Source organism: Bradyrhizobium huanghuaihaiense, from assembly GCF_007830635.1.
Lineage (GTDB): Bacteria > Pseudomonadota > Alphaproteobacteria > Rhizobiales > Xanthobacteraceae > Bradyrhizobium > Bradyrhizobium huanghuaihaiense.
Genome location: NZ_VLLA01000022.1, coordinates 39,927 through 51,581, shown reverse-complemented (window position 1 = coordinate 51,581; position 11,655 = coordinate 39,927). Strand labels below are relative to the sequence as shown.

General features: G+C 64.9%; 15 protein-coding genes. 7 read left to right on the top strand and 8 right to left on the bottom strand.

Annotation, left to right across the window (positions count from 1 at the left end; genetic code table 11):
- Positions 1–65 precede the first annotated feature (65 nt).
- Together IQ16_RS33455 and IQ16_RS33450 are read left to right on the top strand one after the other, a co-directional pair.
- The gene (locus tag IQ16_RS33455) at positions 66–317 is read left to right on the top strand and encodes a hypothetical protein (protein ID WP_018641759.1); all 252 of its coding nucleotides are present in this window, start codon (positions 66–68) and stop codon (positions 315–317) included.
- An 84-nt stretch (positions 318–401) separates the two neighbouring features.
- Positions 402–584: a hypothetical protein gene (locus IQ16_RS33450; protein WP_026311804.1), complete on the top strand. Its 183-nt coding sequence runs from the start codon at positions 402–404 to the stop codon at positions 582–584.
- A gap of 6 nt (positions 585–590) precedes the next feature.
- Here IQ16_RS33450 and IQ16_RS33445 read toward each other — a convergent pair whose 3' ends face one another.
- Positions 591–1,121, bottom strand: a complete 531-nt coding sequence (locus IQ16_RS33445; protein ID WP_018641761.1) for a MarR family winged helix-turn-helix transcriptional regulator — start codon at positions 1,119–1,121, stop codon at positions 591–593.
- 54 nt (positions 1,122–1,175) lie between these two features.
- Here IQ16_RS33445 and IQ16_RS33440 point away from each other — a divergent pair, with 54 nt between their 5' ends.
- Positions 1,176–1,643 carry a carboxymuconolactone decarboxylase family protein gene (locus tag IQ16_RS33440; protein WP_018641762.1) on the top strand — a complete coding sequence of 156 codons (468 nt, stop codon included), beginning with the start codon at positions 1,176–1,178 and terminating at the stop codon, positions 1,641–1,643.
- Positions 1,644–1,664: 21 nt separating this feature from the next.
- On the top strand, positions 1,665–2,168 hold the full coding sequence (locus tag IQ16_RS33435) for a cupin domain-containing protein (RefSeq protein WP_018641763.1): 504 nt from the start codon (positions 1,665–1,667) through the stop codon (positions 2,166–2,168).
- A 42-nt stretch (positions 2,169–2,210) separates the two neighbouring features.
- Here the strand turns inward: IQ16_RS33435 and IQ16_RS33430 are convergent, their stop codons facing one another.
- The 3 genes from IQ16_RS33430 to efp all read right to left on the bottom strand — a co-directional run bounded on the left by IQ16_RS33430 (position 2,211) and on the right by efp (position 5,489).
- The gene (locus IQ16_RS33430; RefSeq protein ID WP_018641764.1) at positions 2,211–3,197 is read right to left on the bottom strand and encodes a DUF808 domain-containing protein; all 987 of its coding nucleotides are present in this window, start codon (positions 3,195–3,197) and stop codon (positions 2,211–2,213) included.
- A gap of 78 nt (positions 3,198–3,275) precedes the next feature.
- Positions 3,276–4,898: a peptidoglycan DD-metalloendopeptidase family protein gene (locus tag IQ16_RS33425; RefSeq protein WP_018641765.1), complete on the bottom strand. Its 1,623-nt coding sequence runs from the start codon at positions 4,896–4,898 to the stop codon at positions 3,276–3,278.
- A 24-nt stretch (positions 4,899–4,922) separates the two neighbouring features.
- Complete coding sequence (efp, locus tag IQ16_RS33420; RefSeq protein ID WP_018641766.1) at positions 4,923–5,489, bottom strand: elongation factor P; 567 nt, start codon at positions 5,487–5,489, stop codon at positions 4,923–4,925.
- Positions 5,490–5,651: 162 nt separating this feature from the next.
- Between efp and epmA the strand changes: the two genes are divergently transcribed.
- The 3 genes from epmA to IQ16_RS33405 are packed head-to-tail and all read left to right on the top strand — an operon-like array spanning position 5,652 to position 8,105.
- Complete coding sequence (gene epmA / locus IQ16_RS33415; RefSeq protein WP_018641767.1) at positions 5,652–6,716, top strand: EF-P lysine aminoacylase EpmA; 1,065 nt, start codon at positions 5,652–5,654, stop codon at positions 6,714–6,716.
- Positions 6,713–7,807, top strand: a complete 1,095-nt coding sequence (locus IQ16_RS33410; RefSeq protein ID WP_018641768.1) for a lysine-2,3-aminomutase-like protein — start codon at positions 6,713–6,715, stop codon at positions 7,805–7,807. The genes epmA and IQ16_RS33410 overlap by 4 nt, the downstream gene beginning before the upstream one ends.
- Positions 7,808–7,850: 43 nt before the next feature.
- Positions 7,851–8,105 carry a hypothetical protein gene (locus tag IQ16_RS33405; RefSeq protein ID WP_018641769.1) on the top strand — a complete coding sequence of 85 codons (255 nt, stop codon included), beginning with the start codon at positions 7,851–7,853 and terminating at the stop codon, positions 8,103–8,105.
- A gap of 54 nt (positions 8,106–8,159) precedes the next feature.
- On the opposite strand, the gene IQ16_RS33400 is transcribed toward IQ16_RS33405, so the two are convergent.
- The 4 genes from IQ16_RS33400 to IQ16_RS45955 all read right to left on the bottom strand — a co-directional run bounded on the left by IQ16_RS33400 (position 8,160) and on the right by IQ16_RS45955 (position 11,618).
- A complete protein-coding gene (locus IQ16_RS33400; RefSeq protein WP_018641770.1) occupies positions 8,160–9,227 on the bottom strand; it encodes a 3-deoxy-7-phosphoheptulonate synthase in 1,068 nt (355 codons plus the stop codon).
- A gap of 232 nt (positions 9,228–9,459) precedes the next feature.
- A complete protein-coding gene (locus IQ16_RS33395; protein WP_018641771.1) occupies positions 9,460–10,038 on the bottom strand; it encodes an HdeD family acid-resistance protein in 579 nt (192 codons plus the stop codon).
- A gap of 70 nt (positions 10,039–10,108) precedes the next feature.
- On the bottom strand, positions 10,109–11,149 hold the full coding sequence (locus tag IQ16_RS33390; protein ID WP_018641772.1) for a PrsW family glutamic-type intramembrane protease: 1,041 nt from the start codon (positions 11,147–11,149) through the stop codon (positions 10,109–10,111).
- A 313-nt stretch (positions 11,150–11,462) separates the two neighbouring features.
- Positions 11,463–11,618, bottom strand: a complete 156-nt coding sequence (locus IQ16_RS45955; RefSeq protein ID WP_018641773.1) for a hypothetical protein — start codon at positions 11,616–11,618, stop codon at positions 11,463–11,465.
- Between the last annotated feature and the right edge of the window lie 37 nt (positions 11,619–11,655).

Below are 11,655 nucleotides of genomic sequence, written 5' to 3'. Positions count from 1 at the left end.
AACAAACTGTCGCACTGCTGCATTCCCTCCGAACATGGTCTGTTCATCGAAGTATTAGAGGTGGGATGAAGATACGCGCGCATGCGGAGAGTCACGTCGTCGAACTCGACGACGGATCGCAATGGCAGATCTTCCCCGGCGACCTCGCGACCACGCTGAGCTGGAAGCCTGAGACCGATCTGCACCTGGAGCCGAGCGGCGACCGGTTGAGTTCGCATGTGCTGGTGAATGCTGCGGACCAAACCCGGGTCCGCGTGATCGCCGCAGGCGAGAGCTGGCCGGACGGCGAGGTTAAGGAATCGTTGAAGGGGGGATAGGCCGCCCTTCCGCAAGCCTGCATATCCCCAAATTTGAGTCTGGCGCTTTACGGTCGGTTCGCTCTTGTGCAGCAAGATGCGCGCATGCGGGAGCTGTTCGATATCATCCGTGCCAATCCCTGGCCCTTCGGCGCCGGCTTGTTCGTCGTGATCCTGATGATCATCGCCGAGAACTTTGGCCGCGGCATTCAAGGCGATGGCGCCGCCGGCGATCTCCCGGATTTTGATGGCGGCGGGGGATGCGGCGACGGGGGCGGCGGCGACTAGGCTCGCCTAGTCCTCCTGCAAATCGGCTGCTATGCCGGCAAGCCAGCGCCGGACCGCGGTTTCCGCCTTGGCATCCAGAGTCCGGGCAAGACGCTTCTCCAGCGCGATCACCCGCTCCCTGCAGGCCTTCAACAGCGTCGCCCCGCGCGGCGTCAGCGTCCATTGCTGGATGCGGCCATGGACCGGATGGGGCGTCATCACAATCGCGCCGTCACGCTCGAGATTGCGGATGATGACGCCGACGGTCTGCGGCGTCAGGAAGGTGAGGCGGGCGACATCCGCGCCCGACAGGCCTGGATAGGCGTTCAGCATCGTCAGCACCGCGAATTGCGGCGACGTCACGCCGAGATCGGCGAGCGTCCGCTCCATCGTCAGGCGAACCGCGGCATGTGCCTGACGCAAGAGATAGCCGAGATAGCCTTCTTCGCCGCGCTTGCCTTCGCCGGGAGCGGGCACGCGCACCGCGCCGTCATCGGCGGGCGCCGGCGTCTTCCGCGAGGTTTTCGATCTTGTGATGCCGGGCGTCTTGCGTAACATATAAGTGCTCTTATACAGTATCAGTGCTCTTACAATATCACGAGGTGCACGGCAATGTCACACGCCCGCAGCGAATACGAGGATTTCAAGCGGATCGCGCCGGATGCGTATGATCTGGTGCTGGCGCTGGGCCAGCTGGCGGCCAAGGCGGGCCTCGACAAGCAGCTGCTCGAGCTGGTCAAGCTGCGCGCCTCGCAGATCAACGGCTGCGCCTTCTGCGTGCAGCATCATGTCCTGCTGTCGGAGCGCATCGGTGTGCCCGTCGACAAGCTCCATCTGGTCGCGGTCTGGCGCGAGGCACCGATCTTTTCCGCACGCGAGCGGGCGGCCCTGGCCTGGGCCGAGGCGCTGACCCGTCTGCCCGATGGCGTCAGCGAGGAGGTCTACGCGGAAGCGTCTGGCGAATTCTCCGAGGCGGAGCTGACGTACCTGACCTCGGCGGTCGCATCGATCAATGTCTGGAACCGTTTTGGCGCGGCGTTTCGCTGGACGCCCGCAAAGCGGCCGGCCGCAGCATCCTGATTGCAGCGAGGAGAGATCACGATGACAGCCATGAGCTTTTCTGCCGTGCAACGTCCGACGCCGTCACGTTCGGCGACGCTCGCGGTCGTCGCAGGGCTCGCCTGCGCGTTCGCGATCGGCAAGGTGCTGCCGCTGACGATCGACACGGTCTCCGGCGCACTGGCGCCGCTTTGCGCCACTGCGCCCGAGAGCTCGCCGCTCGACAAGGTCGAGCCGATCGGCTCCTACGCACTGCCGAACGTGCCGGGCAAGCGCGTCACCATCGTGCGCGTCTTCTACGGTCCCGGTGGATTTTCGCGGCCGCATCGCCACGCCGGCTCGGTGACCGCCTACATCACCAAGGGCGAGATCCGCTCCCAGCTCGGCGGCGGCCCGGTCGAGACGTTTGGTGTCGGTCAGTCCTTCTTCGAGCCGCCGGGATCGACGCATCTCGTATCGGCGAACGCGAGCGCCACGGAGCCGGCGGAATTGATCGCGGTCTTCGTGGCGGACGAAGGTGCGCAACTCACGACGTTTTTGGAGTGATATGTAGCCGGGATGGAGCGCGGCTTGTCGGCTTCGGCCCCTTCAGGCCGTCTGCGATCGCCTCAACAGTTTCCATGCCGGCGAGAGACCGTATTCGACGGCCGGAATCGCAAGTGCGCCGACGAGCAGACCAAGTGCGCCTGAGATGGCTGCCTCGACCGACCATTCGATGATGCCGGCGACGGATGGAAGGACGTGTGCGGCAGTCTCGGTTGCGGCATGGACCGTGCGGCCGATCGCGGGCGGGCCGTATTTCTCGATGCCATGCAGGATGATGCCGCCGCCGACCCAGATCATGGCGGCGGTGCCGATGGTGCTCAGCACTGTCAGGAAGGTTGGCATGCCGCGGACGAGGCTGCGTCCAAGCAAGCGGATCGCGCCGCCAACGACTGAGGCGCCGTCATAGCGCGCAAGGGCCAAGCCGACATCGTCCGCCTTCACGATCAAGGCTACCACGCCATAGACCCCGGCAGTGATGCAGAAGCCGACCAGCGCCAGCACCAGCGCCTGCGTCCAGATGCTACCCGCGGGGAGGGCGGCCAGCGTGATCGCCATGATCTCTGCCGACAGAATGAAATCCGTCTTGATGGCGCTCGCGACCTTCTCGTCCTCGACCGACTGGGCATTCAGCGCAATCGGCTGGAGCTGAGCTTCGTGCTCGTGCGCATGATGCGGCATCACCGCTTCGAGCACTTTCTCGGCACCCTCGTAGCAGAGAAAGGCTCCGCCCAGCATGAGCAGCGGCGTGACCGCGGCGGGAAGGAAATAACCGAGCAGCAGCGCAACGGGCAGGAGAATGAGCAATTTATTGCGCAGCGATCCCACTGCAATCTTGCCGACGATCGGCAGTTCGCGCTTGGAGGCAAAACCGATGACGTAGTTCGGCGTAACGGCCGCGTCGTCGATGACCACGCCTGCCGCCTTTATGCCAGCTTTGGCAGCCTGGCTCGCCACATCGTCGAGCGAGGCTGCGGCGACCTTGGCAATCGCCGCGATGTCGTCGAGAAGACCGAGCAGTCCGACACTCATCAATGCAATTCCTTATTCGTTCGAGCCGGGAGTGTGCGCGACAACGCGCTCATGCACGGCATTAGAACGAGCGAGCCGTCAATTCTCCTCGCTGCTCGATCCCTCGCGCAGGTCCGGCTTGATCACGTCCTCCGGCAGCGCATGGGCCACCGGCTGGGCCGTGACGGCGATCTCCGGGCCGATCTCGCGGCCGCGGGCACGGATCAGGCGCTCATAGGCGGACACCAGCGTGACGTAGGGGCTGACCCAGATCCAGCCGTCGCGGGTGAACACCTGGACGTCGAAATGCAGATGCATCGACGTGCCGGCGGGATGGTCGAGATAGTTCGAGACCACGCCGATCTTCTCGCCCTCAGCGACGAGGCGGCCGTTGAGGACGCCATCGGCATTCATCGCCTCCGGATTCATGTGCATGTAGCGGAAGCGGATGTGCTCGGTCCGGCTGTTGACCTGAAGCGTCGCGGCCTGGTCCTTGGAGGAACGGATGACGACGGCGTCGCGCACCGCGACGACGGCGCGCTGCTTGCGATCGCAGGGTTCGCGGCCTTCGCCGGGCGGTGGGCATTCGGCGGCACGGATGTCCTCGCCCTGATGGCCGTAACCGCCGGCGCATTGCCAGACTTCGAAGCTGCGGGATTCGCAGAAATTGTCGCGCCAGGGATAGGCGGTCAGGCCTTCGCTCTTGTCTCGCCTGGCGTAAGACTGCGAGCGCACGAAGGCGGGCGCCTTCTCCAGCGGAAAGCGGATTTGCGCATAGGCCATCACGTCGGGATGGCCGCTCTTGTTGCGATAGCCGGTGTTGGGAATGATGTCGCCGCTCGGACGATAGCTGAAATCAGGTGAGCGTACCGCGGCGCGATCGAGAACGTTGGACGCAATGTCCGTCAGCGGCCGCATGCGCTGGCCGCCGGCGACGCGCAGCGCCTTCAGGAAGCGCTCGGCAACCGGATAGGCTTCCTTGCAGGCAAGGCGCCTCGGCTTTGCGACGCTGTCGAGGCACTGGATCGACACCACATAGGCGACGCCGAAGCGCGTGAAGGCGTAGCGGACGTAACCTTCGCGGATGAACCGGCGCAGGTCCGGATAGGTTGCCGCGAGCGGCTTGACCGGCTCGCCCTTGCCGCCGGTGGGATCGGCGATGTCGTAGAGCAGCGCCGAGCCGGTGATCTGCACCTCGACCGGTCTTGCGAACACACGTGAGGGCATGCCGTCGCCGGCGCCAGGCTCGAGCGAGAAGGTCGCGCTGTAACCGGCGGGACCGGCATCGAACATGTCGACGGGACTGAAGTCGGCCTGGTAACGCGACAGCGACAGGCTCGATGGCGCGCCACTGCGCCGGGCCTCGAGATAGGCGCCAGCGTCGAACGGCAGCAGCACGGGGACGGCACTGCGGGCAATGCCGGTGAAGAATTGCGAGGAAACACCGTTGAGCTGCACCAGGGCCGGCGTCGCGCGCGGATCGTAGCGCGGCACCGAGCGGCGGGGCACGAAGATGAAATCGCCGGCAACCTGGGGGTGGCTGTTGATCTCGGCGCGAAGCTGGTCCAGCGCTGCGCGCCAATCGACGCGCAAGGCCGTGAGTGAGGGGCTGCGGAACTCGTCCGCGGCGAGCGGTGTGGCAATGAGAAGCGACAGCGACGCCACGAGAAGCGAGACGAAGCGGAAACTCTTCCCAACCACTGTCTCGCCCCCCGGCGGCACCTGTTCCGATCCTCGATTGCTGGCTTAGTCCTTGGCGCGCTCGGAATAGGAGCCGTCTTCGGTCATCACCACGATGCGGGTGCCGACCGAGATGTGCGGCGGCACGGCGGTGCGGATGCCGTTGGACAGCACCGCGGGCTTGTAGGAGGACGAGGCGGTCTGGCCCTTGGTCACCGGCTCGGTCTCGACCACTTCCAGCGTCACGCGCTGCGGCAGCGCCATCGACACCACGTTGACGTCGTGGGTCGACAGCTTGACGGTCATGTCTGGCTGAAGATAGGCGGCCGCGTCGCCGACCACGTCCTTGGAGACCTGGACCTGGTCGTAGCTCTCGGGGTTCATGAAGTGGAAGCCGTCGCCGTCTTCGTAGAGGAACGTGTAGTTGCGCTCTTCGATCGTGGCCTTTTCGACCTGGTCGGTGGTCTTGTAGCGTTCGGAGATCTTTACCCCGTCCGAGATTCGGCGCATTTCGATCTGGCTGACCGGGGTGCCTTTGCCGGGATGGATGTTCTCGGCGCTCACGACGACATAAAGCTTGCCGTCTTGCTCGATCACGTTGCCCTTGCGAATAGAACTGGCGATGACTCTCAAAGCTGTATTTCCTGCTTGCTTGGCCCGGCTGCGGCCAGGACGTGGTCAAATTGATGGGGGACTTGGGGCCTCAAATCGGACCTCGGCGCCCGTTTCGGGCCGCAACATACTGATTTTGCCGCTGGATGCCAGCTTTTTGCTGGACTGCGGAGCCGTCGGTTAATGGCTGGGGACAAGCCGATCTCGCCGTTCTGGTCGCCCTCCCGGCACCTCGACCGGCGGCCGTTCCTCCAGGCCAGGGGCGCCGTAACCGGGGCTCTACGGGGCTTTTTCGCCGAACAGGGGTTTATCGAGGTCGAAACCTCGGTCCTCCAGGTTTCCCCGGGCAATGAGACCCATCTGCACGCCCCCCGGACCGAGATCATGCGGCCCGACGGCAGCCGGGCCAGCCGATACTTGCGGACCTCGCCCGAATTCGCCTGCAAGAAGCTGCTGGCGGCCGGGGAGCCCCGAATCTTCGAGTTCGCCCGGGTGTTCCGCGACCGCGAGCGCGGCGACCTGCATCTGCCCGAATTCACCATGCTGGAATGGTACCGGGCCAGCGCCCCCTATGACGCCATCATAGCCGACACCGTCGCCGTCATCGCCCGTGCGGCGCAGGCGACCGGAATCGGGACGTTCTCCTTTCGGGGCCGCACCGCCGACCCCTTTGCTGAGCCGGAGCTTCTGACGGTCGCCGGTGCCTTCGAGCGGTTCGCGGGAATCGATCTGCTGTCGACAATCTCTGCCGGCGAGGGTAACCGTGCCGCGCTCGCCCAAATGGCCGCTGGCAAGGTCCGCGTCGCCGGGGACGACACCTGGTCGGACATCTTCAGCAAGGTCCTGGTCGAGCATGTCGAGCCGCATCTCGGGCAGGGACGTTTGACCATCCTGTTCGAATACCCATCTCCAGAGGCGGCGCTGGCGCGGGTGAAGGCTGACGATCCCCGGGTCGCCGAGCGGTTCGAGGTCTATGCCTGCGGCGTCGAGCTTGCCAACGGTTTTGGCGAGCTGACCGACGCCGAGGAGCAGCGCCGCCGCTTCACGGACTCGATGGCGGAAAAGCAGCGCCGCTACGGTGAGGCCTATCCGCTCGACGAGGATTTTCTCGCCGCAGTCGCCGAGATGCCGGAAGCGAGCGGTGTCGCACTTGGATTCGACCGGCTGGTGATGCTGGCGAGCGGCGCAACACGGATTGATCAGGTGGTGTGGACGCCGCCTGCAAATGAAACGTTAAGTGAGACATGACGAAGACCAACCTTGCACGCACCCTGCGCGAGCCCGCCGAGCTCGTGGCCGCGCAGCTTGCTCCCGCCGCGGCGCTGCCCGCGCTCGAGCGCGTCGCCGCGCGCTATGCGGTTGCGATCACGCCGGCGTTGGTGGATCTGATCGACACCTCCGATCCCGACGATCCCATCGCGCGGCAATTCGTTCCGACCGCCGCGGAACTGGAGATGCGGTCCGGGGAGAACGCCGATCCGATCGGCGATCACCCGCATTCGCCGGTTCCCGGCATCGTGCATCGCTATCCCGATCGCGTGCTGTTCAAGCTGGTTCACGTCTGCGCGGTCTATTGCCGGTTCTGCTTCCGCCGCGAGATGGTTGGGCCCGGCAAGGAGAATGCGCTGTCGGAAGACGCGTATCGTGCGGCGATCGGCTATATCCGCGCGCACAGCGAGATCTGGGAAGTGATCCTGACCGGCGGCGATCCCTTGATGCTGTCGCCGCGTCGCATGAGCGAGATCATGGCCGATCTCGCTGCAATCGATCACGTCAAGATCATCCGCCTTCACACGCGCGTGCCGGTCGCCGATCCAACGCGCATCAGCGACGAGATGGTCGCCGCGCTGAAGGTTCCGGGCGCGACGACCTGGGTTGCCCTGCATGCCAATCATGCGCGCGAGCTCACGGAAGGTGCCCGCGCCGCCTGCGGTCGGCTCGTCGACGCCGGAATTCCCATGGTCAGCCAGTCCGTGCTCTTGCGCGGCGTCAACGACAATGTGGCCGCTTTGTCGGATTTGATGCGAGCTTTCGTCGAATGCCGGGTCAAGCCCTATTATCTGCATCACGGCGATCTGGCGCCGGGCACAGCGCATCTGCGAACGACGCTCGCGGAGGGGCAGGAATTGATGCGGCAGCTACGCGGGCGGGTGTCAGGACTGTGTCAGCCTGACTATGTCATCGATATTCCCGGCGGCGCCGGCAAGTCGCCGGTCGGGCCGAATTACGTGTTGGCGGCACAAAATACCGCACCCGACGCACGTGATGCGGAGGCCGAAACACGTTATCGTATCGTCGATTATTGCGGCGAGGTTCATCTGTATCCGCCCGAGACCTGAGCGGTGATGGTGGGAACGCCCGTTGAGAACGGAGGATAAGGACATGAAGAAGATCATGCTGGCAGCATCGCTCGTGGTCTTGCTTGGCGGCACGGCGGTTGCACAGACCGGCGGCTCCAAGGGATCGACATCAAGCGGCGCGTCCTCCGGATCGGTGTTGCCGGCCCCTGTCGGTCATCGCCAGCCGCGCGCCAGCGATGTGCCGAGCGAGAAGAACCTGAGCGATCCGAACAATCCCGTGAACAAGGAAGACGCTCTGCTCGACAAGAAGATCAAGAGCATCTGCCGCGGCTGCTGATCACAACAGCGGGCAGGGCGCGAACAGCATCGCCCCGCCCGCGTTGGCCTTACCTCAGGCCGACCGCTCGTGCAGTCCCGCGCGCTGGGTGTTGCGGCGGATTTCGACCGCGTCAGCGAGCTGCTCGAGCACGGTTGCGGTGGTCGCCCAATCGATACAGCCATCCGTGATGCTCTGGCCGTAGGTGAGCGGCTTGCCCGGCACCACGTCCTGGCGACCGGCGACGAGATTGCTCTCGATCATCACACCCATGATGCGATTCTCGCCGCCCGAGATCTGGCCGGCGATGTCCGCCATCACCAGCGGCTGGTTCTCCGGCTTCTTGCTCGAATTGGCGTGGCTCGCATCCACCATCACCAGCGGCGCGACACCGGATTTCGCCAACTCGTTGCAGGCCGCCGCGACGCTCGCCGCATCATAGTTCGGCTCGCTGCCGCCGCGCAGGATGATGTGGCAGTCCTCGTTGCCCGCGGTCGAGGCGATCGTGACCGCCATGAAATGATGCGGGTGCGAAGCCGACTTCACCGCATCGGCGGCAATGCGAACATTGCCATCGGTGCCGTTCTTGAAGCCGACCGGGCAGGACAGGCCGGAGGCCAGCTCGCGGTGGATCTGGCTCTCGGTCGTGCGCGCGCCGATCGCGGCCCAGGACACGAGGTCGGCGATGTATTGCGGCGTCGTCATATCCAGGAATTCGGTGCCGGCGGGCAGGCCGAGATTGTTCACCGCCGACAGCACGTTGCGCGCCAGCCGCAGGCCCTTGTTGATGTCGAAGCTGCCGTCGAGATCGGGGTCGTTGATCAGGCCCTTCCAGCCGACGGTGGTGCGCGGCTTCTCGAAATAGACCCGCATCACGATCTCGAGCTGGTCGGCGAGGTCCTCGCGCAAGGCGGCGAGACGTTCGGCGTATTCAAGCGCGGCCTTGGGATCGTGCACCGAGCAGGGCCCGACCACGACCAGCAGACGGTCGTCCTGGCCGGTGAGGATGGCATGGATGGCGTTGCGCGCGGCCATGACCACACGGGTCGCCGTGAGCGTGCGCGGGACCTCCCGCATCACCTCATCGGGCGTGCTCAGCTCTTTCAATTCGCGGATACGAAGATCGTCTGTCGTGCTCAGCACGGCGGGCTCCTGTCTGTTTTAGAACCTGCCGGCCAATAAAAAAGCCGCCAGGTCTGGCGGCTGTTCGGACGTTTGCTTCAATATTCAGATTGAGCGCGATCCTCCTGCCGCCAGCAAGCTGTCGTAGCTAAAGTACCAAAAATAGCTGGTGGCGACGGTGATCATGGAGGCGATATAGCGTGCCGTTGGCGCCTTGTCACCCCCCAATCGGCCTGTCGGGCGACGAGAGCCCTCAGGTGTTGCTGTTGCGTGCCGCCAGCGCCATGCCGATCAGGGTGGCGCCGCCGAACAGCAGGTTGATACCGACGAGGACGCCGATCGCCCATTCCGCCGAGCTCGGCAGCCCCGTGATCACCATGAAGGAGATCGCGATGTCGACGAGGCCCGAGATCAGGAGCCACGACCAGCGGCTGTTGAGCTCACGGCGGTGCTCCAGTGCGTACATGATGGTGGCGACGCCCTCGGCGAGGAAATAGGCGCCGAGCACGATGGTCAGCGTCAGCACGGCCTGCATCGGCCGGGCCAGCAGCAGCATGCCGGCGAGGCAGGCCAGCGCAGCCGAGATCAGCGACCACCAGAAGCCCGGCGTGCTGCGCGCCCAATAAGTCACGATCAGGCCGCCGATGCCGCTGATCAAGAATACCCAGCCGAGAAAGATCGCGGTCGCAAGGCTCGCGAGCGGCGGCACGATCAGCGCGGCAATGCCGAGCACGGCGAGCAGGATGCCTTCGAACAGGAAGGCCCTCCAATGCGCTTTCACCGCCTGGCTCATCGCGGATTGCAGCCGTGAAAAATCCTCGGGCGATGGCATGGGTGACCCCCAAATTGGCTGCCGATGCGTCCAATCTACCCTGTGCGCAGCGCGCTCGCCAACCCGTGCGTCAACCGCCGCCGTGCGCAGATGAAAAACCTTCGCCACTGGTACGAACGCGGTTGCGGCCAAGAATGTAGATCGCGATCGTGACGATCAGAAGCGCGAGGCCGAGCAGGATCGAGACGAAGCCAATCGGGATCAGGGCCAGCGTCAGATTGCGCTCGGGGTTGATCAGCCAGTGGTGGATCGAGGTCAGCACAAAGGCGAGGCCGAGGAAGCCGACGCCGCCACCGGCCAGCAGCAGCGCCCACATCCGGCGCAATTGGCTGAGCCGCTCCCGTGCGATGTCGGTGCGCGGCGCGTGATGGCGCGCGACGCGCCGGACCAGGCGGATGGCGAACGCGATCGAGCTGAACCCGATCAAAAGGCTCGCGCCGCCCAGCCACATCCGCAGGCTGGGATCGAGATCCGGCATTCGCTGCAAGGTCAGCAGCGGAAAATCGAAGGCCGAATGCAGGGCGAGCGGTCCCGCAAAGATCAGGAGCCGGCTGGACAGGCGGGCCCAGTCGCGATGGTGGCGGTTCGCGCCCAGCGCCGTGCCGGCCCGGGCGATCGTCAGGTAAGCGCCGGCGATGATGCCGAGCGCGCCGTGGAACGGCACCGTCAGCACGCTGCGCAAGGCGGCCAGCGAGCGCCACATCTCGGCGTGCTGGACGAGGTAGGCGAGGTTCTCGTAGGCGGCGAAGCCGAGGCCGACTGCGGCGCCATACACCACCGTGTCCATCGGATTGGCGAACGTCCGCCGTTTGGTCGAGGAGACCAGCACGATGGCGATCACCTTCACGGCTTCTTCCGGCAGTGCGACCCCGAATACCGAATGCATGGCCAGGGCCGCCCAGGGGTTGTCGGGGGCCGCGACCATCTTGGCGAAGGGGGCTCGGGCGAGGCCCAGCAGGGAAATGCTGGCTGCGCCGAGCAGGAACGCGGTCCAGACCTGGGCCGGTGGGCCAGGGCGTTCCTCGGCGGCAATGACGAGCCAGAGCATCAGCAGCGCCGGGGCGATGGCGGCAGTTCCGATGACGGTGGGTAACGCTTCAATCAGGTACATCGGCGCCGAAAATAGGTTCCCTTGGTCCGCTTAGCTACTTCCACCGATGCGACCATGTGTCATGCGTAGGCTGTCGCTTCGCTTAACCAGCGCGACAGCAAACGTTCATCAGGGGCGCCATGTGTAGAATACGAGCGCAATCAATTGCATGACAAAGCCACTTCGTCATCAATGGCAATAGCGGCGCCTTGCGGCGGGGTGCGAATTGGCAAATCAGATCAAGGAAGTGCGCAGGTTTCTTCGATTCACGATGGATGTCCTTGTCCCGAGCCGGATTGCCCGCTTGGGGGAGCGCACCGCGGCTCGGGTCGGCCTAGTCGCGCTCCGTCGTGCGGCCGCGCCGTGGTGAAGTGATCCGGCGGGCCCGCACCTGCTCCAGCTCCCAAAAGGCGCGCACGAGGCACGTGCCGAGGCAGAAGATGATGAGCAGCAGCAGGAAGGCCTGGTCGACGGCTGGGATGTGTATCATGACGCAGATTAAGCAACGCGCATGCCATGCGTTCCCG